Below are 20558 nucleotides of genomic sequence, written 5' to 3' on the forward strand. Positions count from 1 at the left end.
TCTACGCCAGGCGGCGGAACACCGGCTTCACGGGCCGGCCCCCCAGCCAGGGGGTGGGGTCGCCCGCGTCCAGTGCCTTGCGGTACACCTGGCACGCCTGGGCCACCACCTCCACGGTGTGCTCGATGTCGGCGTCGCCGAGCGCGCTGCTCACCACGAACGACGGCGCCAGCACCCCGCCCGCGAGGAGCCGCCGCAGGAACAGGGTGCGGTACTCCTGCGACGGCCGGCCCTTCTCGTCGAGGGTGGCGAAGACCAGGTTGCTGGCCCGGCCGCGGACGACGATGTGGTCGCCGACGCCCGTGCTCGCCGCGGCGTCGCGGACACCGGCGGCCAGCCGCTCGCCGAGGGAGTGCAGCCGTGCGGTGATGCCCTCGTCGGTGTAGGTGGCCTGCACGGCCATCGCCGCCGCCAGCGAGTGCGTCTCCGCGCCGTGCGTCGTGGACAGCAGGAACACCCGGTCGCCCGGGTGGCGCAGCCCGCCGCGCTCCATCAGCTCGCGGCGCCCGGCCAGCGCGGAGACCGCGAAGCCGTTGCCCAGCGCCTTGCCGAACGTGGAGAGGTCGGGGACGACGCCGTACAGGCCCTGGGCGCCCGCCTCGGACCAGCGCAGGCCGGTGATCATCTCGTCGAAGACCAGGACGCAGCCGTGCCGGTCGGCCAGCCGGCGCAGGCCGGCGAGATAGCCGGGCGGGGGCTCGGTGTGGGTGGCGGGTTCGAGGATCAGGCAGGCGACCTCGCCCTCGTACCGGGTGAGCAGTTCCTCCGTGGCGGCCAGATCGCCGTACGGGAACGACACGGTCAGCTCGCCGACCTGCTCCGGGATGCCGGCGGACATCGCCGTGGTGCCGATGAACCAGTCGTCGACGGAGAAGAACGGATGGTCGGCGCAGAGGGCCACCCGCGGGCGCCCGGTCGCGGCGCGGGCCAGGCGCACCGCGGCGGTGGTGGCGTCGGAACCGTTCTTCGCGAACTTCACCATCTCCGCGGTCGGCACCGTGGCCAGGAAGCGTTCCGCGGCCTCGACCTCGATGATCGACGGCCGTACGAAGTTGCTGCCGCGGTCGAGTTCCCGCCGCACCGCCTCGGTCACGCGCGGGTGGGCGTGGCCGAGGCTGACCGACCGCAGCCCGGAGCCGTACTCCACGTAGCGGTTGCCGTCGACGTCCCAGACGTGGGCGCCGCGGCCGTGGCTGATGACCGGGGCCAGGCCCTCGGGGTACTGGTCGTCGCCCTTGGCGTAGGTGTGCGCGCCGCCGGGGACCAGGGCGTGCAGCCGCTCGTTCGCCTCCCGTGACCGGGGCAGCCGGAATTCGTCGGTGGTCACGCCTGCCTCAACTCTCCCTGTGCTTCAGGACCTCGGCGAGGCTCGGCGCCTCGCGGTCCCGCGGGGACATCGATGTGGCCGGCAGCGGCCAGGGGATGGCGAGTTCCGGGTCGTCGAAGGCGATCGTCACGTCCTCGGCCGGGTCGTGCGGGCGGTCGATGCGGTACGAGACGTCGGCGGTCGCGGTCAGCGCCTGGAAGCCGTGCGCGCATCCGGCGGGCACGTACACGGTCGCCTGGGTCTCGTCGGACAGGTCGAAGAAGGCCTGGCCCAGATAGGTCGGCGAGTCCGCCCGCAGGTCCACGACGACGTCGAAGACCTTCCCGTACGAGCACCGCACCAGTTTGGCCTCGCCGGCGCCGGACCGCAGGTGCAGTCCGCGCAGCACGCCCCGGACCGAGCGGGAGACGCTGTCCTGGACGAAGGCGTCCGGGTCGAGGCCCACCGAGCGGACCACGTCGGCGTCGAAGGTGCGGCAGAAGAAGCCGCGTTCGTCGGCGTGCGGTGCCGGTTCGAAGAGAAGGGCGCCGGCGATCGCCGGTACCTCGGTCGCTTTCATGGACTCTCCTGCGGGGCGTGGGCGTGTGCGTGTGCGGGGTCGGTCATGGGGAACAGGGACGCGGTCATCGCGGCGAACTGGCGCCTCACCTGCCCGGTGGCGGCCAGGTTCCGTTCGGCGAGGGTCCGCCGCAGCTCCGTCGACCGCCGTTCCAGCTCCCGGAACTGTTCGAGCAGCCGGCCGGCGTCGACCTCGCGGGCCGGGTGGCAGTACGCGTCGAGTCCCATCCGGGCCATGAGCGCGTCGCTCTTGGCCGCGTAGCTGAGGGCGAGCGTCGGCGTGCCGGACTTCAGCGCGCAGATCAGGTTGTGGTAGCGGGTCGCCACCACGGTGGAGGCGGCCGCCGTCTCCTTCATCAGGTCGGTCAGCGAGGCCGCCTCGGAGGCGGTGACCAGCGGGGAGTCCACCGCGTCGAGGATGGCGTCGACCACCTGCCGGTCGCACTCGTCGCCCGTCAGCAGCCGGACCGGCCTGCCGTCCTCGGCCAGTGCGCGGACGAAGCGGGTCGTCCCGTCGAGGTAGCGCCTGTGGATCTCCTCGGCCCGGGCGCGGTCGTCGTTGCCGCCGTGGAAGTCCATGACGCCGACACAGACCGGGCCCGCGGAACCCGGGTCAGTGGCCGACGGCGCCGGCAGGGCGAACGCGAGGTCCGGGTGGACCGCGTCGCGCGCGGTGTCCACGCCCATCGCCCGCATCGCGTCGCGGGACAGGTCGTCCCGGTAGGACCGGAACGAGGCCAGCCGCGCCGACCAGCGCACCAGGGCCCGGGTCGCGCGGTCGCCGATCGGGGCGGCGCCGACACCGGCCAGGGCGACCCGGGTGCCGAACAGCCGGCCGCTCGCGCAGAGCAGGAACAGCGCGTACGGGAAGCCCCACGGCCGCAGCGGCAGCGTGGCCTCCAGGACGCCCATGCCCGGCACGATCACCACGTCGTGACGGCGCACCCAGGCGGCCGTGCGGAAGGCGTCGACGACCTTGCCGAGCCCCTTCGCCGCGACCGCGCCCGCCCGTGACGCGGTCCGGTACTCGCCGCGGTACCAGTGCAGCCGCGTCGCACGGATCCCGTAGCGCGCCGCGACGACCTCGGGGCCGCCGCACAGCGCCTCCACGACCGCCTCCGGGTGCTCGGCGCGGAGGTACCCGAGCACGGCCTCCAGCGATCCGTCGTTGCCCAGGTTCCCGGAGCCGAGCAGGCCGAACACCCCGACACGCACCGGGGTCCCGTCACGGGAGGTCATGCCCGCCTCCCCTCACGGCCGGCGACGAGGGCGTCCACACAGACACCGAGCGCGTCCGGGCCGGCCGGCGTCCGGTCCTCGACCCGCTCGCCGGCGCCCGGTCTGACCCGGCTGGTCATCCACGCGGACAGGTGGCGGTAGCACGCGCGCCGGTCGGCCCGCGACAGCGGCGCCCGACCGATCGCCGCGACGAAGCCCCACACGTACTCGGCGAGCAGCCGGGGCGTCGGGTGCAGCGGACCCGCCCGGCGCGGGTCCAGGTTGACGCACCGGGAACGCTTGGACGGGTTGGCCCGCTCGGCGCGGGTGGGGTGGTCGCGGCGGAAGTACAGCACCTCCGGGACCTGGTGGAAGGGGCCGTGCAGGGCGATCTCGGCGACGAAGGTGCGGTCCGCGTGGTGGTAGCTGTCGAGCGGCTTCACCCGGCGCAGCACGTCGGCCCGCAGCACCCCGTAGAAGTCGTCGCCACCGGGCTCGAAGAGCACGCTGCGGAACCGCTCCGGCGCGTGCGGCGAGTCGGTGGCGAGCCCGTACTCGTAGGGGACCTTCAGCCGGGCGTCGCCGTCGATGACCGCCTGGCCGGTGTGCGCGAGGATCACGCCGGGCCGCTCGTCCAGCGCCTCGACGCAGCGGCGCAGCAGGTCGCGGGCGTACAGGTCGTCGTGAGAGGCCCACTTGAACAGTTCGCCGCGCGCCTCGGCGAACACACGGTTGTGGTTAGGCGTGGCGCCGACGTTGCGGGGCAGCCGCAGGTACCGGACGCGCGAGTCCTTCGCGGCGTAGCGGCGGCAGATGTCCTCGGTCCCGTCGGTCGAGGCGTTGTCGGAGACGATCAGCTCGAAGTCCTCGTAGGTCTGGCCGAGCAGGGCGTCGAACGACTCGGCCAGGTACTCCTCGCCGTTGTACACGGGCAGGCCGATGCTCAGCCTGGGTCGGTCGGTCATGAAGTCCTCACTTCGTGGATCGAATCGCGGTGGTGCTCGCGCAGGGCGGACCGCAGTTGCAGCCACCAGACGGCCGAGCCGCTGACCGTCGCGGCGGCGACGCCCCAGGCCGAGCCGACCGTCGCGCCCACGGCCGCTCCGCCGAGCCCGCCGCCGACGTAGCAGGCGGAGGCGAACAGCTGGCAGCGCAGGCTGCGGCGGGCCGCGCCGAGCGCGCGCAGCCCGGCCGCCGCTCCGGTGCCGAGACCCGCGCCCGCGACGCTGAGGGTCACCGGCATGATGAGCTCGGCCGCGGAGTGCCAGACGTCGCCGAGCACCAGCTCGCCGAGCCGGTCCGGCACCAGCAGCAGCGCCCCGCCCCACAGCAGCGCGGCGCCGGCCTGGCCGCCGCCGAGGAGGAGGCAGAACTTCCCCAGCCGGTGCGGGGCCTGCCGCAGCACCCGTGCCGCCTCCGGGACGGTGACCAGCGACAGCCCCATGAGCACCGCGAGGAACGGGCCGAGCAGGAGTTCGGCGCCCCGCACCGCGCCCACGGCGCCGACGCCGACGATCGCGCCGAGCCCGTACGCCCGCAGCTGGCTCGCGCCGCTGAGGCTGACGTTCTCGACCAGGTACCGGTAGCCGAGGTCGCGCTGCTCCCGCAGCCACCCGCGCGCCCCCGAGACCCGGGGCCTGATGCCCGTCTGCAGACAGCCGTACGCGGCGGCCACCGCGGCGGACGCGCCCCAGGCGAGCACGAAGGCGGCCACGCTGCCCGCGCGCGCCGCCGCGAACAGGGCCGGGACGAGCGCGACGCCCCACACCAGGTCGTTGACGAACGCCTTCCGCCCGGTGCCCGCGGCGAAGAACGAGAACCGCCAGGCGTCCTGCAGCAGCAGCCCCGGCAGCACGACGCCGAGGCAGGCGAACGCGGCCCCCACGCCGCCGCCGACGCCCAGACCGGTCGCCAGGCACACCGCGCCGAGGGCGGTGCCGACGCCGAGCGCGGTACCCGAGGACCGGGCCACGGCCCCGCGCCAGGACGCCTCCGGCACCCCGCTGAAGCGCACCACGAGCGGGTCGGTGGCCAGCCCGCGGGAGACGTTGAGCACGACGCCGTAGGTCACCCAGGCCAGGCTGAACACACCGAACGCGGTCGGCCCCAGCGAGCGCGCCACGTAGATGCCCACCGCGAAGTTGGACACGCTGGAGGCCGCCTGGTCGGCCAGCCCCCAGGACAGCCGGCCGACGACGGCCCGCCTGGCACTGCGCCCGGCGGGTGTGGCCGGTGCCGCCGGTGCCATCGTCTTCTCCCCCTCGGTGGTCATCGGCGTCATGCCTTGATCAGTGCGGCGCCGCGCAGGGCGTCGGCAGCGGCGGCCACGGTGTCGAACGGCAGCCCGGACCGCTCGGCGATGTCCAGCAGACCGTGCTCGCCGTCGGAGAGGCTGAGCACCCAGAGCATGGCCATCTGGGCCTGCTTGGCGTCGCTGCGGCCGCCGAGCGACTCGTACAGCCCGCGCCGGCCCAACTGCGGCTCCCCGTACGGGCTGAGGTTGACGTACCGCCGGTTGCGGTCCAGGACGGCGAACGCCTCGCGGCAGACGGCGAGCGTGTCCGCCATCGCCTCGGGGGAGACGAAGTCCGGGTTGTCCGCGGAGGTGTGGTACTCCGGGTAGCCCGCGTACGGGGTCCGGGTGAGCGAGCCCACGCCCAGGTCGAACCCGGGTGAGCAGTACTGCCGCTCGTCGTAGCCGTACGGGGTGAACCCGGTGACGCGGTGCGGACGCTCGGACGCGGCCAGTACGTGGGTGAGCACGCGGTCGATCTCCGCGTCGCCGCGCCTGCTGCGCTTGTACGTGAGCGGGCCGCGGTCGCCCGCGCAGGCCAGCACCAGGCCGTGTCCGACCTTCCCCACCCGTTCCCTGTTGCGGGCCAGCCAGGTGATCGCCCCGATGGTGCCGGGAGCGAAGATGAACCGGTAGGTGTAGTACGGGTTCCGCTCGGCCAGCTCCCTGGCCAGGAACACCGCCACCGCGACGCCGGCCAGGTTGTCGTTGGCCAGCGACGGGTGGCAGACGTGGCAGGAGACGATCACCTCGTCGGTGACCTGGCCGGGGACCACGTGCTCGGCGTAGGTGAGATGGCCGTCGGCGAGGGTCGAGTCGATCCGCACCTCGTACTCGCCGTCCGGCAGCGCGTCCAGGGTCTCCTGGGACAGGCAGAACCCCCACTCCGGCTGGTAGTAGCTGGTGCGGTACGGGACCAGGGCCGGCTGGTCCGGAAGGGTGTACAGGTGCGGGCGCAGCTCGGCCAGCGGCATGGTCGCCGACACCGGGACGCTGTAGCCGAGCACGTGCAGGCTGGACGCACGGAAGTCGACGACCCGGTTGCCCGCCGCGTCGGCGACGTACGCGTCCCGGATGTTCCACTCCTGCGGCACCGTCCAGTCCAGCACCTGCGTCCCGGTCGGCACCTCGTGCACCTGGAGCGGGACGTACTCGTCGACGATCTCCAGGGTGGCGCGCACGCCGTCGCCGGTGATGCTCCGGCAGAGCGGGTACAGCCGCTCCACCAGCGCGTGCATCTCCTCGCCGACCTCGGTCACCGGCGCCACCGCAGGGTGTCGTCGACGGTGCCGGCCTCGGACGCCCCGCGCAGCACGGCGAGGCGGGTGAAGCGCTGCTCGAAGTCCTCCCGGGTCAGCCCGTGCTCGCGGTAGGCGTCGGCGAGTTCGAGGGCGCCCCGCTTCACCGTCCACTCGCAGTCGAAGCCGGGTATCGCGGCGCGGAAGCGGGAGAAGTCCACCCGGTACGAGCGCGGATCGGCGCCGGTCTCCCCGGTGATCACCACCTCGGAGCGGGACACCGCCTCGGCGACCTGCCCGGCGATCTCGGCGACGGTGACGTTGTTGACCTCGCTGCCGATGTTGAACGCCCGGTCGTGGACCGCCTCCCGCGGCGCGGTCAGCGCGGCCGTGAAGGCCCGTGCGATATCGGCGGCGTGCACCAGCGGGCGCCACGGAGTGCCGTCGGACAGCACCAGCACCTCGCCGGACAGCAGGGCGTGCCCCACCAGGTTGTTGAGCACGATGTCGGCGCGCAGCCGGGGCGAGTAGCCGAAGGCGGTGGCGTTGCGCATGTACACCGGGGTGAAGTCGCCGTCGGCGAGCGCGTGCAGATCGTCCTCCACCCGCACCTTGGACTCCGCGTACGGCGTCACCGGGCGCAGCGGGGCGTCCTCGCCCACCAGCTCGTCGCCGCCGGCGGCGCCGTAGACGGAGCAGGTCGACGCGTACAGGAAGCGCCGCACCCCCGCCTCGCGGGCCAGCCGGGCGAGGCGTACGGACGCGTGGTGGTTGATGTCGTAGGTGAGTTCGGGCGCCAGCGATCCCAGCGGGTCGTTGGAGAGGGCGGCCAGGTGGATCACAGCGTCCACCCCGGCCACGTGGTCGGCCGTGACGTCGCGCAGGTCCACGCGGTGTCCCGGCGGGTCCCCGGGCAGCGGGCCCAGCACGCAGTCGGCGAACAGGCCGGAGTCCAGGCCGACGACGTCGTGTCCGGCGGCCTCGAGCACCGGTGCCATCACGGTGCCCAGATAGCCCTGGTGTCCGGTCAGCAGTACGCGCAAGGTTCAACCCCCCAGGTTGAGTGTGAGTTTGGTGACGGCGAACGCCTCGGCGTAGCGCGCGTGGCATTCGATACCGCGGATCCGGGCGAGGCCGAGGAAGGCCTCCCGGTCGTACCAGGGCCGGTGCCGCTGCGAGGCGTAGTGCTCCTGCAGCAGTCGTACCTTCCGTTCGGCGGTCTGTGGTGAGAGAGGCTGATACGCCGCCATACGGCCCAGGTCGCCGTCCCACTTGACGATCTCGTAGCCCAGTACGAGATGGTCGCGGAACGCGGTGGGTATCAGCCGCGCCAGGCCGCGGTGGTCCTGGTGCGCGTCGTCGGTGCGCGGGGCCAGGATCAGGTCCGGCTCGGTCTGTCCGCGCAGCTCCTCGACCGCGGCCTTGGCCTCCTCCCAGTGCACGGGCATCCGGCCGTCCGGCAGCTTCAGGACGGTCAGCCGCAGGTCGGCGCCGGGGCAGAAGGCGGCGAGCGCGGCCCGCTCCTCCTGCTCCCGCTCACCGCCACCGCCGGAGAGCACCAGCGCGTCGACGCGGACACCCGGCCGTGCGAGGCAAAGCGTCAGCAGCGTGCCGCCGGCGCCGATGGCGATGTCGTCACAGTGCGCGCCCACCGCGACGATCCGGTCCACGGGCCCGGCCCCGAGCCCTCTCACGCGCTCACCCCCGCGCCGTCGCGTTCCCACACGGCCCACGGGCGGTCGCCCCGGGCGTAGGCCTCGTCGAGCGCGGCCCGCTCCTTCACCGTGTCGGTCGGCTTCCAGAAGCCGCGGTGCCGGTGCGCCACCAGCCGTCCCCGCTTGGCCAGTTGACCGCAGCCGTCGGCGACCAGGTCGCCGTTCTCCGGAATGTGGTCGAAGACCTCCTGGCGGAGAACGAAGTAGCCGCCGTTCTCCCACAGCGGCAGTTCGCTCACCGGGGTGATGCCCCCCACCAGGCCGTTCTCGCCAAGGTCCACGCAGTGGAACGAGGACTGCGGCGGCACGACCATCATCGAGGCACCCGCGTCGCGACGGGCGAAGGAGTCGATCATCTCCGGCAGTGGGGCGTCGGTGAGCACGTCCGCGTAGTTGGCGAGGAACATCTCGTCGCCGTCCAGGTGGTGCCGCACCCGGCGCAGCCGCTCGCCGATCGGCGACTCGATGCCGGTCTGCGCGAACGTGATCGTCCAGTCCGAGATGTCGGTGGACAGTAACTCGGTCCGCCCGCCCCGCAGCACGAAGTCGTTGGAGGTCGTCTCCTCGTAGTGGAGGAAGAAGTCCTTGATGTGGTGCGCCCCGTACCCCAGGCACAGGACGAACTCCGTGTGGCCGTAGTGGGCGTAGTAGCGCATCACGTGCCAGATCAGCGGCCGGGGGCCGACCATCGCCATCGGCTTGGGCACGTCGTCCGCCGCGCCGCTGCGCATGCGCATCCCGTAACCGCCGCAGAACAGTACGACCTTCATGCTGTGACCTCTCGGGACGCGGCCTCGACGACGCTCAGTTCGGGGATGGGGAAGACGAGCCGGCCGCCCCACTCGTGCACGAAGGACAGCTGCTCGACGAGTTCCGCCCGCAGGTTCCACGGGAGGACGAGGACGTAGTCCGGCCGGTCGGCGGCTATCCGCTCGGGCGGCAGGACCGGGATGCGGGTGCCCGGGGTGAACCTGCCGTGCTTGTAGGGGTTGCGGTCGACGGTGTACGCGAGCAGGTCGGGCCGGATGCCGCAGTGGTTGAGCAGCGTGTTGCCCTTGCCCGGGGCGCCGTAGCCGACGACCGTCTCGCCGCGTTCGGCCGCCCCGATCAGGAACGTGAGGAGGTCCCGGCGCACCTTGGCGACCCGGGCGGAGAACTCGGCGTACCCCGACAGCTCCTGGAGCCCGGCGGCCTTCTCCCTTGCCAGCACGTCGGCCACGTTCCGCGACGGCTCACCGGCCGCCTCCGACGGCCGGGCCCACAGCCGGATGGAGCCGCCGTGCGTGGGCAGCAGCTCGACGTCCACGAGCGTGAGCCCGCCGCTCGCCAGCGCCCGGATCGCGGACGCGACCGTGTAGTACTGGAAGTGCTCGTGGTAGATCGTGTCGTACTGGTTCTCCTCGATCAGCGTCAGCAGGTGCTGCACCTCGATGGAGACCCAGCCGTCGTCGGCGACCAGCGCGCGCAGCCCCTCGGTGAACCCGATGACGTCGGGGATGTGCGCGTACACGTTGTTGGCCACGACCAGGTCCGCCGGGCCGTGCTCGGCGCGGACGGCCGCGCCGGTGTCCGGGCTCAGGAACTCGGTGAGCGTGGGCACCCCCGCCTCCCGCGCCGCCGCGCCGACGTTCACCGACGGCTCGATGCCCAGGCAGCGGACCCCCCGGTCCACCACGTGCCGCAGCAGGTACCCGTCGTTGCTCGCGACCTCGACCACGAAGGAGCCGGTGCTGAGCCCCACCCGCCGCGCGGCGTCGGCGACGAACGTGCGCGCGTGCTCCACCCAGGACGTCGAGTACGACGAGAAGTACGCGTACTCGCTGAACGTCTCCTCCGGAGTGATCAGCGGAGGGATCTGCGCGAGCCAGCAGTCGGTGCAGACCCGCAGGTGCAGCGGGTACGCAGGCTCCGGCCGGTCCAGTTGGTCCGCGGCGAGGAAGCTCTCGCACGGCGGCGTCGCCCCGAGATCGACGACGCTCGCCATCGCCTCCGAGCCGCAGAGTCGGCATCGTGTCATCTGTTGTCCCCATCCCCCCTGCCCGCGCGGGTGTCCCCGCCACGAGCCAGTGCCGACCGCCCCGCGATCGCGGTGCGGTACTCCTCCACCAGGCGCTCAAGACCGACGGCCGGACTGAAGTCCCGCTCGTACCGGCGCCGGGCCGCCCGGCCCATCTCCCCGCCCAGGACCGGATCGGCGGTGATCCGGCGCAGACAGGACGCGAGCGAGGCGACCTCGCCCGGCCGGTGCAGCAGGCCGGTCACCCCGTCCTCGACGAGTTCGACGAACGCCCCGTGCCCGGCGGCGACGACCGGCACCCCCGCCGCCATCGCCTCCACGACCACCAGGCCGAACGCCTCCAGCCACGTCGAGGGGGCCACCACGGCGACCGACCGCGCGACGGCCTGCCTGCACTGCGCCGTGTCGTACAGGCCGACGTACCGCACGTCGTCCCGGCCCGCCGCCCAGGCGGCAACCTCCGGCTCCAGCGGCCCCGTACCGGCGATCACGAGCGGCACGCCCGCACCGCCGCCCGCGGCGATCTCGTCCCACGCGGCCATCAGCAGCCGCACGCCCTTGGCCTCCGCGAGCCGGCCGAGATAGAGCAGGTGCTCCCCGGGGCCCGTGCGCAGGGCGCCCGGATCGGGCACGAAGTTGTGCTTCACCGCCAGCCGCCCGGCCGGCATACCGGCCCGCACCAGCACGTCGCGCTGCGCCGCCGAGATGCAGAGGAACCGCTCCACACCGGACCACCAGCGCCGCCGGTTGGCCGACAGACTGACCGCGAGCGGCACCGTCGCCAGCCGGGAGCCGCGGTAGCAGCCGTGGCGGACGGCCGGGAGCGGTGTCCGGGCCCCGACGCACTCGGTGCACGGCCGGCCGTCCCGCTGCAGCGTGCCGGGCGGGCAGACCTGCGTGTAGTTGTGCAGAGTCGCGACGGCGGGCACCCCGGCGTCGGCGCAGGCGGCCAGCACCGAGGGCGACAGCAGCGGAAAGACGTTGTGGACGTGCACCACGTCCGGCCGCTCGGCGCGCAGCCGGTCGGCGAGCTCCCGGCGGACCCCCGGGTTCCACGGCACCAGCAGCGGCAGCGCGGCCTTGGCGGGCAGCGACCGGGCGGCGATGTCGTCGCTGCGCCGCTCGAACACCCCGACCCGGTGGCCGGCCTCGCGCAGCAGCGCCACCTCTTGGTCGACGACCTTGTTCTCCCCGCTCGGCTGCGCCGAGGCGTAACGGTTGTGCACCACGAGGACGTGCATGCTCACATCACCTCCGATGTCCGGGCCCATCGCGGGACGCGCCGCCGAGGGGCTTCGGGCGCCGGCGGGGGAGTGGTCGCGGCGGGCGCCGCCAGCAGCGTGGCGGCCACGCCCAGATGCAGCAGATACGGCGAGGCGTCGCCCAGCCCCGCCTCGGTGTACGACGCGATCGCGCAGTAGCTGATCAGGAAGATCGCGCAGGCCCTCGACAGCGACGGCGGCCGCAGCAGCGCGACGCCGCCCAGCACCACGATGACCGCCGCGACCAGCACGACACCGGTCACACCCTGTTCGTTGAAGACGGCCAGCCAGCTGTTGTCGATCGGCAGCCCGCCGAACGACTTGTCGCCGAGGCCCGCGCCGAACAGGTACTCCAAGGGCGTGCGCGGCGCCGACAGCAGCGCGTCCCAGACCTTGGCCCGCCCGGTGAGGCTGGAGAAGTTCTCCTGGCTCTGCCCGCGCAGGAACCACGCCTGCAGCCAGGAACCGAACCCCACGGCGGCCACCACGGCGCACAGCACCGCCCAGGTGAAGAACCGGCGGGCGGCCGCACTGGTCAGAAACAGCGAGCCGATGGCCAGCGCCAGGCCGAGGAACAGACCGAGCGTGGCCGTGCGGGTGTGCGTCAGCGCGAGCAGGACGAGCGACGGCACGATGACCACCGCCGCGCTCGTCCGGTCGGTCCGGCGGCCCAGCAGGAGCAGCACGGCGAGCCCGGTGATGACCGCCGCGTACTGGCCGATCTGCGGCGGGGTGAGCGGCCACAACGCGCCCACCAGCCGCCCGCCGTACAGCTCGGGCAGGGCCGCGCCCGGCGACAGCACCAGGCCGGCGGCCACCGAGCCGAGCACCGCGAAGTACATCCGGATGTGGTGCCGGACGAACGTCAGGCCGCCGTCCCACCAGCGGCTGAGCAGCCACAGCGTGCCGACGAACAGAGCCAGCCGGGCGCAGCGGAACAGCGCGCCGAACCCGGACTCCAGGTTCGCGCTGGAGATCACGCTCGGCACCAGCAGCAGGGTCAGCAGGAACACGTAGGCGCTCGGCCGCACGCGCAGCCGGAGATTGACCAGGAGCGCCAGCGTGAACGCGGCGACCAGCGCGCCCATGGTGACCATCTGGATCAGGGAGCGGGGCAGCGGGACGATGGTCTTCGCCCCGGCGGAGCCGAGCGTGTTGAGGACCAGCAGCCCCCAGACGGTCCCGACGATCCTCGGCGAGTGGTCCGGCGTCATGTCAGCCACCGTCCCGTCCGCGGAAGGTGCTGCCCGCGTCCTGGTCGTACGGCGCGGCCTGCCACTGCCAGGAGTCGAGGATCCGGCTCGGGTCGTGGGCGACGAACTTCCACGGTCCGACGTAGACGTTGTCGTGCCAGCGGTTGTGCTGCTTGCGGGTGATCGCCTCGGCGACCCGCTCGCCCTGGTACGGCGACCAGTCCGGGTAGGTGCCGTAGTTGGCCAGCACCGCCATGCGGTCGCACTTGGCCGTGCAGTCGACGACGGACTTGTCCAGCACGAAGCGGTTGCCGTGGATGTCCACCCGCTGCGTCTTCCACCGGCAGTCGGCGTACAGCGGCGCGGTGGCGATCTTCGGCCGGGCGCAGCGGCTCTTGCGCTTCACCAGCAGCGTGCAGTCTCCGGACGAGGTGTTGGCCGGGCTGTTGCAGAACCGGTCGGCGTTCTCCCACAGGGTGATCCCGGACCAGTTGTTCTCCAGCACGTTCCGGGAGATCTCGATCCTGTCGGTGCGGGCGTGGATCCGTGGCTCGCCGCCGGACTCGGACAGGTAGAGGGTCGCGAACGGGAAGGTGTCGCCGCGCTCGGCGTACTTGCGGCCCTCCACCCAGTTGTTCCGCCGGATCGTGTTGCGGCGGATGACCGCGTTGTAGCTGGTCTCGTAGATCAGCGCGGCACCGTCGTTCTCCTCGATCAGGTTCCCCTCGATGCGGAAGTCGTTGTTGTTGGTGTCCGCCCACAGCCCGGTTCCGCGATTGTCGTGCACCCAGTTGCCGCGTACGTCGGCGCCGTCGACGGCCCAGAACTTGACGCCTCCGGTGCAGCCGCAGCCGGGCTGCCGCTTCTCCCAGTCACCGGTGTTGTTGCCCACGATCTCGTTGCCCTCGACCACCAGGCCGTCGAGACCGCCACCGCCCTTGTACGCGTTCATGCCGTACTGGCCGTTGTCGCGCAGGCAGCTGGCGCTGACCCGCTGACGGGCGCCCGCCATCAGCCCGGCGCCGGAGTTGTCCCGGATCGTCGCGTGGTCGATCACCCATCCGTCGGCCGAGTCGTGGTTGACCACACCCTCGTCGTGCGGTGCGACGAAGCGCCGCACGGTCAGATAGCGGATGGTGACGTCTTGGGCGGTGCCGCCGAACGCGTACTGGTTCTTCTTCCGGCCGTCGAGCACCGCGCCCGGCGCGCCGAGGTAGACGTCCCCCTTCTTCGGGACGACCTGCGCGAAGCGGTCCGACTCGAGCCGGTGGGTGCCCGGCCGCAGCCAGAACGTGGTGTGCGCGGGGTGGCTCCTGGTCTTGGCGGCCAGGTCACCGGTCACCGCGGGGTCGACCGTCACCGCGCCCGCCGGGGCCCTCGCCGGCCCGGCCGCGGGCTCGGCGCACACCCGGGCCACGGACGCGGACGGCGCGGCGGTCGGCTCCGGCCGCGCGTCCGGCGTGCCGTCGCAGCCGGCCGTCGCCAGCAGGGCCAGCACCAGCGGTGCCGCCGGCCATGCCCGGTAACGCCCCTTGATCCCCACGCCGCTCCTCCCCCCTAGCCCCGGAACCCGAGTACGGTGACGAACCCCTCCACGCCGTCGGCGACACCCGTGCCGACCAGCGTGGTGGTGGGTTCCTTGCGCCCGAAACCGGCGGAGTACCAGCCGAGCGGCGGTGCGCTCTCGCCCCGGTGCGCCCGCCAGTCGAGCTGCCCGGGCAGGTCCAGCACCGCGGAGCGGTCCTCGCCGTCCCGGGTCCAGGTGAGCACCGCGCGGCTGCCCGTCAGGTCCGCGGTGACCGCCGGGCCGAGGTGGAACGCCAGGCGCACGGGCCGCCGGCCGCCGCGCACCTCGTCGACCACCCGCAGCTCCCCGCTCGCGGCCGTCAGCTCCACCCGGCGGCGGTGCACGGAACTCGGGTAGCCGTCGTGCTCGGCGCTCCAGCGGGCCGTCCCGCCGTCCGAGGCGCCGGCGTCCACGGCCAGGACGCGGGTGCGGGCGTGCCGGGTCCACAGGAACGGGCCGCCCGAGCCGGACTGGTCGACGCCGTCCAGCTCCAGGGTGTTGTGCCCGAGCGTCGAGCGGAAGTACCGCCGCCACTCGGGCTGCCCGTGGTAGCAGTACGTCCCGGGGTCGGCGAGCACGTCGACCCCGTCGTGCCGGACCTCCACGGACAGTGCGTCCGCGTGGGCGTGCGCGGCGATGGACAGGAAGCCGTGCGGACCGCCGTCGCAGCGGCACCAGATCTTCTCCGGACCGCGCAGGATCGTCATGCCCGCGTCGGCGAAGTGGGCCGGGCGGCTCGCCAGGCGGGCCGCGGCCGGGGCGGGCCGGGCCCGCAGGAGCGCCGTCAGCAGGGTGGTGCGGACGTCGGTGCCGGTCACCGTCGGCCACCAGGCGAGCCGGCCGAACAGGGCGTCCCCGGTGGCCAGCAGCGAGGCCCAGCGGTCGGTGCCCGCGCCGTCCACGACCAGACCGTGCCCGTCGTCCGCGTCCCCCTGGCGCGGCGGCCGCAGGCGGTCGTCCACGACGGCCGCGAGGGCGTCGGTCATCCGCAGCAGCACCAGCCGGACGGTCGCGGGAACCGGCACACCGGCGGCGTCCGCCTCCGCCACCGCGGCCAGGCCGAGTTCCAGTACGAGCCCGTGGTACTCGGTGGCCAGCTCCCGGTTGAGGCCGGAGGGGAAGGTGTTGGCGCGCAGATGCCGTTCGAGGGAGCGCAGCGCCTCGGCCCGCCAGCGCGCCGAGGAGGGGAACCAGCCGAACGCGCAGGCAGCGGCGAACTGCCCGGCGGCCTCGGCGATCACATGGTTGTTCGCCGACGACCCCCGGCTCGGGAAGGCGGCCAGCCAGCGCTGGTGGTGCCAGATCTGGTTCAGCGCCACCGGGTTGTCCTCGAACAGGGCGGCGGCGCCCGGCCAGCCGTCGAGCAGCCGGCGCACCCACACCCAGGACAGCAGCCGGATCCCCAGCTCGATGCCGCTGGTCCAGTGCACCCCGCGCAGCGGCGCGTTGGACGCCCACCACGACCGCAGGTGCGCGGCCACCCGCTCGGCGTACCGCTCGTCCCCGGTGAGCGCGTAGGCGGCCGCCAGCCGGGTGAGGTACTGGTGCCGGGACAGCTCCCAGATCTGCTTGATGTCGCCGACCGCGTCCTCGTCGCGGTAGGGCACGTCGAAGGCGTAGCCCGCCGGCGCCCGGCGTCCGGTTCTCGGGTCGAACCACCAGTCCGGGTCGGCCAGGTCGTCGCGGTCCACCCCGAAGTACGTGGCGTGCCCGGCCATCAGCCGGTCCGCCTCGGCGACGAGACGCTTGGCGGCGTCCGGCGGCACCGCGGAGACCGTCCCGGCGGGCAGCACCGCGGTGAACCGGGCGCCGGTCACGCCGGGGCAGTCGGGCGGCGGCGCGGAGCGCCACCGCCGCCTGCGCACGGTGTCGCCCACCCGGCCGCCGACCTCCCGCGGCCCCATCCGGGACAGCCGCCGCAGATACCAGCCCGCGCTCCCCGAGCCGACCGTCATCGGGCCCCCGCCAGTGTCACCGGCACGCCGCCCGCCAGGCCGGTCCGCACGGCGAGGGTGGCCGCCGTGGTGGCGGCCAGCGACTCCAGCGGCACCGGCATCGGCCCACCGGTCCGCACGGCCCTGACGAACGCGGCCAGTTCGGCCTCCTGCCCCTTGTCCCGGGCCTTGGGCAGCCGCGAACTCACCCACCGCTTGCGGGCGCCACCTGCGTCCACGAACAGCGAGGCACGGACGAAGTCGTCCAGCCGCAGTACCTTGCCGTCCGCGACCAGGTCCAGCGTCTCCTTGGGGAAGCCGGCCGCACCGGTGGTCACGTAGCTGATGGTGGCGGTGGACCCGTCCGGGTAGCGCAGTACGACCTGGAGGTCCTCGTTGCCGGGGGCGGCGACCGCGTACACCGACACCGGGTCGGCGTCGAGCAGCCAGCTCGCCGTGTCGATGAAGTGCCCGCCCTCACCGGCGAATCGGGAGCCCTCGGTGTCCTGCCGGAGGTACCAGCTGCCGTGGTCGAGCCGGCCCGCGTTGACCAGGTAGCGCAGGCTCGCCGGGCCGGTGCGGGCGCCGAACCGCTGCTTTCCCTCCCGCAGCAGCGGCGCGAACCTGCGGTTGAAGCCGACCTGCAGCCGGTCGTTGCCGGACTCCTCCACCGCGGCGAGCACACCGGCCAGTTCGTCCTCGGTGAGCGCCAGCGGCTTCTCCACGAACACCGCCTTGCCGGCCAGCAGCGCCTTGCGGGTCAGTTCGGCGTGCGAGCTGTGGCGGGTGACCACGAACACCGCGTCGACGGACGTGTCACCGAGCACGGCGTCGAGGTCGGTGGTCGCCCCGGCGAAACCGAACTTGCGCTGCGCGTTGGCCCCGGACAGCGCCGTCGTGGTGACGACCGTGGACAGCTCGACGCCGTCGCGCCCGGCCAGGTGCGGCAGCAGCATAGACGTCGCGTAGTTGCCCGCGCCGACGAACGCGAGGCGCACCGGGCCCGCGGCCCGCGCCGGGGCGGGCGCCGCGCCGTTGCGCCGCACCGCGGGTACCGTCAGTACCGGCGCCGCGGCCTCCTTCTCCGCCGCCTGCTCCGGGTAGCGGAACAGCACGGCCACGGCCTTCAGATCGCCGTCCTTCAGCCGCCGGTACGTCTCGACGGCGTCGTCGAAGCCGGCGACGTGGGAGACCAGGGGCTCCACGTCGACGCGGCCCCGGGCGACGAGATCGAGGAAGCACGCCAGGTTGCGGCGCTCGGTCCAGCGCACGTAGCCGATCGGGTAGTCACGCCCCTCCAGCTCGTACTCCGGGTCGTAGCGCCCGGGACCGTAGGAGCGGGAGAACCGGACGTCGAGCTCCTTCTCGTAGTACGCGTTCCACGGCAGGTCCAGACGGCACTTGCCGATGTCGACGACCCGGCCGCGGTCCCGGCACAGCCGGGCGGCCAGCTCGACGGGCTGGTTGCTGCCGCCGCCCGCGGCCAGGTACACCTGGTCCACGCCGTGGCCGCCGGTGAGTTCGGCGACCGCGCTCTCCACGGCAGCGGACGCGGGATCGCCGCAGGCCGCCGCGCCCAGCCGCTCGGCGAGTGCGCAGCGCTCCGGGTCGGGGTCGGCCCCCACGACGCGGACGCCCGAGGCGGTGAGGAGCTGCGTCACCAGCTGCCCGATCAGCCCGAGGCCGATGACCAGGGCCACCTCGCCGAGCCGCGACTCGCCCTGGCGGACGCCCTGCAGGGCGATCGACCCGACGGTGCCGAAGGCCGCGTGCCGCGCCGCGAGACCGTCCGGCACCGGGGCGTAGAGGTTCTTCGGCACCCAGTTCAGCTCGGCGTGCAGCGCGTGCTCGTTGCCGGCACAGGCCACGAGGTCGCCGGCCTTCACGTCGTCGACCCCGGCGCCGACCTCCTCGACCACCCCGCACAGCGAGTAGCCCAGCGGCGTGTACGAGTCCAGCTTGCCCATCACCTTGCGGTAGGTGGCGGGCACGCCGTTGGTGGCCACGCTCTGCACGACCTTCGCCACCTGGTCCGGCCGGGAACGGGCCTTGCCCAGCATCGACATGCCGGCCTCGGAGACCTTCATCAGCTCGGTCCCGGTGGATATCAGCGAGTACGCGCTGCGGACCAGCACACCGCCCGGCTTGCAGCCCGGCACCGGCACGTCGAGCAGCGCCAGCTCGCCGCTCTTGTAGTTCTGCACAACCTGTTTCACCCGAAGTCCTCTTGTCTCTCTGCCGGTCGTCCGCGCCGGTCGCCCGTGCCGGTTGTCCTGGTGGCGGTCCTCGCGCCGGGGCCTACACCGTCGATGAAGCGTTCTGGCCGGCCCCGCAGACCGCGCCGCGGTACCAGTACTCGAGGGTCAGCACATGCCACAGATGCTTGGAGAAGTCCCGCTGCCCGGCGGCGTCCTGGGCGACCATCCGGGCCAGGGCGTCGCGGCGCAGCAGCCCGGAGCGGACGAGCTCGCCGTCGTTGACCACCTCGCGCACCAGCGGTGCCAGATCCCGGCTCATCCAGGCCCGCAGCGGGGCGCTGAACAGGCCCTTGGGCCGGTACACGATCTCCCGGGGCAGGACCGACGCGGCCGCCTCCTTGAGGACGGCCTTGCCCTGCCGTCCGGTGATCTTGCGGTCGCCGGGCACGGCGAACGCCGCCCGCACCACCTCGACGTCCACGTACGGCACCCGCACCTCGGTCGACGCGGCCATGCTGGAGCGGTCCGTGTAGGCGAGGTTCAGGCCCGGCAGGAACATCCGGGCGTCGCCCAGGCACATGCGGTTGACGAAGTCGTCGAGGTCGTTGTCCTCGTAGACGTCCGCGTGCTCGGTCAGCACGTCGTCGACCGTCCCGGCCAGATCCGGATCGATCAGGGCGAGCAGCTCCTCCCGGTCGTACATGGTGTAGCTGCGCCGGAACGCGGTCTCCTCCGGCAGATCGGCGAAGGAGAGGAACCGCTTCGCGAAGCGCACCGACCGGTACCCCCGGCGGGCCGAGGCGACCGGCAGCCGGTCCACGACCCCGGACACGCCGCGCCGCAGGGGTTCGGGGACGCGCTGGTAGCGCAGCGCCAGCAGGTTGGCCAGGTGCTTGCGGTAACCGGCGAACAGCTCGTCGGCCCCCATCCCCGACAGCATCACCTTGACCCCGGCCTCCCGGGCGGCCTGGCAGATCAGGAACGTGTTGATGGCGGCGGGGTCGCCGATCGGCTCGTCCAGGTGGTACGTCATGCGCGGCAGCAGGTCGAGCACGTCCGGGGCGATCTCGATCTCGTGCAGGTCCACGCCGAACCGCCCGGCCACCTGCCGGGCGTACCGCAGGTCGTCCGGCATCGCCTCGAACCGGGAGTCCTCGGCGCGGAATCCGATCGTGTAGGCGGAGATCCCGGGCCGGTGGCGGGCCGCCAGCGCCGTCAGATAGCTGGAGTCGAGACCGCCGGACAGGAAGGTCGCCACGGGTACGTCGGAGAGCAGGTGCCGCCTGGTCGACTCCTCGACGATCGCGGCCAGGTCCGGCCGCTCGCCGGCCCGGGCCCGCTCCCTGCCCTCGGCGGCGACGTCCTTCAGGTTCCAGAACCGGCCGCGCTCCACCCGGCCGTCGGCCCGGCACCGCAGCCAGCTCCCCGGCGGCAGCTTCTCCGCCTCACGGAACGCGCAGCGCGAGTCCGGCACCCAGTAGTACAGCAGCGACGCCACCAGCGCGGCGTGGTCCACCTCCAGCTTCCCGCCGGTCACGGCCGCCAGCGCCTTCAGCTCGGAGGCGAACACCAGGCCCTCGCCTCGCCGGAGCAGGAACAGCGGCTTGACGCCGAGCTGGTCGCGGGCGAGCACCAGGTCGCCGGTGCGCTCGTCGAAGACCGCGAACGCGAACATGCCGCGCAGCCGGGGCAGACAGTCCGTCCCCCAGCGCCGCCACGCCTCCAGCAGCACCTCGGTGTCGGAGGTACCGCGGAAGCGCACGCCGGTGGCGGCGAGTTCGGCCCGGAGCTCGGGCGCGTTGTACAGTTCGCCGTTGTACGTGAGGGCGAGGCCGCCCGAGACCATCGGCTGGGCGCCGGTCGCGGACAGGTCGAGGATGGCGAGGCGCCGGTGTCCCAGGTGCACCTCGCCGTCGCCGACCGGGTGGCTGTAGCGGCCGGCCCCGTCCGGCCCGCGATGGGCGAGGACCTCGGTGAGCCGGTCGGCCACGGCCTTCCCGTCCGGCCATCGGTACGTGCCTGCGATGCCACACATGTT

The 20558-nt window shown here is 73.3% G+C and carries 16 protein-coding genes; all 16 read right to left on the bottom strand.

Annotated features, from left to right (window positions below; genetic code table 11):
* Nucleotide 1: 1 nt before the first annotated feature.
* The 16 genes from ACFY93_RS28845 to asnB all read right to left on the bottom strand — a co-directional run bounded on the left by ACFY93_RS28845 (nt 2) and on the right by asnB (nt 20555).
* Nucleotides 2–1327, bottom strand: a complete 1326-nt coding sequence (locus tag ACFY93_RS28845) for a glutamate-1-semialdehyde 2,1-aminomutase (protein WP_391364362.1) — start codon at nt 1325–1327, stop codon at nt 2–4.
* A gap of 7 nt (nt 1328–1334) precedes the next feature.
* Complete coding sequence (locus ACFY93_RS28850) at nt 1335–1886, bottom strand: dTDP-4-dehydrorhamnose 3,5-epimerase family protein (RefSeq protein ID WP_391364364.1); 552 nt, start codon at nt 1884–1886, stop codon at nt 1335–1337.
* Entirely contained in the window at nt 1883–3124 is a 1242-nt protein-coding gene (locus ACFY93_RS28855; protein ID WP_391364366.1) for a polysaccharide pyruvyl transferase family protein, read from the bottom strand. Before ACFY93_RS28855 ends, ACFY93_RS28850 begins: the two co-directional genes overlap by 4 nt.
* Nucleotides 3121–4068, bottom strand: a complete 948-nt coding sequence (locus tag ACFY93_RS28860) for a glycosyltransferase (RefSeq protein WP_391364368.1) — start codon at nt 4066–4068, stop codon at nt 3121–3123. The genes ACFY93_RS28855 and ACFY93_RS28860 overlap by 4 nt, the downstream gene beginning before the upstream one ends.
* Nucleotides 4065–5375, bottom strand: a complete 1311-nt coding sequence (locus ACFY93_RS28865; RefSeq protein ID WP_391364370.1) for a hypothetical protein — start codon at nt 5373–5375, stop codon at nt 4065–4067. The genes ACFY93_RS28860 and ACFY93_RS28865 overlap by 4 nt, the downstream gene beginning before the upstream one ends.
* 5 nt (nt 5376–5380) lie before the next feature.
* On the bottom strand, nt 5381–6664 hold the full coding sequence (locus tag ACFY93_RS28870; protein WP_391364372.1) for a DUF4910 domain-containing protein: 1284 nt from the start codon (nt 6662–6664) through the stop codon (nt 5381–5383).
* Complete coding sequence (locus ACFY93_RS28875) at nt 6652–7677, bottom strand: NAD-dependent epimerase/dehydratase family protein (protein WP_391364374.1); 1026 nt, start codon at nt 7675–7677, stop codon at nt 6652–6654. Before ACFY93_RS28875 ends, ACFY93_RS28870 begins: the two co-directional genes overlap by 13 nt.
* Before the next feature lie 3 nt (nt 7678–7680).
* A complete protein-coding gene (locus ACFY93_RS28880) occupies nt 7681–8328 on the bottom strand; it encodes a PIG-L family deacetylase (RefSeq protein WP_391364376.1) in 648 nt (215 codons plus the stop codon).
* Entirely contained in the window at nt 8325–9119 is a 795-nt protein-coding gene (locus ACFY93_RS28885) for a glucose-1-phosphate cytidylyltransferase (protein WP_391364378.1), read from the bottom strand. Before ACFY93_RS28885 ends, ACFY93_RS28880 begins: the two co-directional genes overlap by 4 nt.
* Nucleotides 9116–10366, bottom strand: coding sequence for a methyltransferase domain-containing protein (locus tag ACFY93_RS28890; RefSeq protein WP_391364380.1), 1251 nt, complete (start codon nt 10364–10366; stop codon nt 9116–9118). The genes ACFY93_RS28885 and ACFY93_RS28890 overlap by 4 nt, the downstream gene beginning before the upstream one ends.
* Nucleotides 10363–11607 (bottom strand): glycosyltransferase, encoded by a 1245-nt coding sequence (locus ACFY93_RS28895; RefSeq protein ID WP_391364382.1) that lies wholly within the window; start codon nt 11605–11607, stop codon nt 10363–10365. The genes ACFY93_RS28890 and ACFY93_RS28895 overlap by 4 nt, the downstream gene beginning before the upstream one ends.
* 2 nt (nt 11608–11609) lie before the next feature.
* Nucleotides 11610–12842 carry an O-antigen ligase domain-containing protein gene (locus tag ACFY93_RS28900; protein ID WP_391364384.1) on the bottom strand — a complete coding sequence of 411 codons (1233 nt, stop codon included), beginning with the start codon at nt 12840–12842 and terminating at the stop codon, nt 11610–11612.
* 1 nt (nt 12843) lies between these two features.
* Nucleotides 12844–14364: a right-handed parallel beta-helix repeat-containing protein gene (locus tag ACFY93_RS28905; protein ID WP_391364386.1), complete on the bottom strand. Its 1521-nt coding sequence runs from the start codon at nt 14362–14364 to the stop codon at nt 12844–12846.
* Between the two features lie 14 nt (nt 14365–14378).
* Nucleotides 14379–16343, bottom strand: a complete 1965-nt coding sequence (locus ACFY93_RS28910; protein WP_391364387.1) for a heparinase II/III family protein — start codon at nt 16341–16343, stop codon at nt 14379–14381.
* Nucleotides 16340–18538: a Gfo/Idh/MocA family oxidoreductase gene (locus ACFY93_RS28915; protein ID WP_391364389.1), complete on the bottom strand. Its 2199-nt coding sequence runs from the start codon at nt 18536–18538 to the stop codon at nt 16340–16342. The genes ACFY93_RS28910 and ACFY93_RS28915 overlap by 4 nt, the downstream gene beginning before the upstream one ends.
* Nucleotides 18539–18620: 82 nt before the next feature.
* On the bottom strand, nt 18621–20555 hold the full coding sequence (gene asnB, locus ACFY93_RS28920; RefSeq protein ID WP_391364391.1) for an asparagine synthase (glutamine-hydrolyzing): 1935 nt from the start codon (nt 20553–20555) through the stop codon (nt 18621–18623).
* Nucleotides 20556–20558 lie beyond the last annotated feature (3 nt).

Origin of the sequence: Streptomyces sp. NPDC008313 (genome assembly GCF_042956125.1) — a bacterium.
GTDB lineage: Bacteria > Actinomycetota > Actinomycetes > Streptomycetales > Streptomycetaceae > Streptomyces.

Excerpts from the sequence above, each read along its gene's own strand:
- ACFY93_RS28850 (WP_391364364.1), bottom strand. The coding sequence starts at position 1,886 with ATGAAAGCGACCGAGGTACCGGCGATCGCCGGCGCCCTTCTCTTCGAA.
- ACFY93_RS28855 (WP_391364366.1), bottom strand. The coding sequence starts at position 3,124 with ATGACCTCCCGTGACGGGACCCCGGTGCGTGTCGGGGTGTTCGGCCTG.
- ACFY93_RS28860 (WP_391364368.1), bottom strand. The coding sequence starts at position 4,068 with ATGACCGACCGACCCAGGCTGAGCATCGGCCTGCCCGTGTACAACGGC.
- ACFY93_RS28865 (WP_391364370.1), bottom strand. The coding sequence starts at position 5,375 with ATGACCACCGAGGGGGAGAAGACGATGGCACCGGCGGCACCGGCCACA.
- ACFY93_RS28885 (WP_391364378.1), bottom strand. The coding sequence starts at position 9,119 with ATGAAGGTCGTACTGTTCTGCGGCGGTTACGGGATGCGCATGCGCAGC.
- ACFY93_RS28890 (WP_391364380.1), bottom strand. The coding sequence starts at position 10,366 with ATGACACGATGCCGACTCTGCGGCTCGGAGGCGATGGCGAGCGTCGTC.
- ACFY93_RS28895 (WP_391364382.1), bottom strand. The coding sequence starts at position 11,607 with ATGCACGTCCTCGTGGTGCACAACCGTTACGCCTCGGCGCAGCCGAGC.
- ACFY93_RS28900 (WP_391364384.1), bottom strand. The coding sequence starts at position 12,842 with ATGACGCCGGACCACTCGCCGAGGATCGTCGGGACCGTCTGGGGGCTG.
- ACFY93_RS28910 (WP_391364387.1), bottom strand. The coding sequence starts at position 16,343 with ATGACGGTCGGCTCGGGGAGCGCGGGCTGGTATCTGCGGCGGCTGTCC.
- asnB (WP_391364391.1), bottom strand. The coding sequence starts at position 20,555 with ATGTGTGGCATCGCAGGCACGTACCGATGGCCGGACGGGAAGGCCGTG.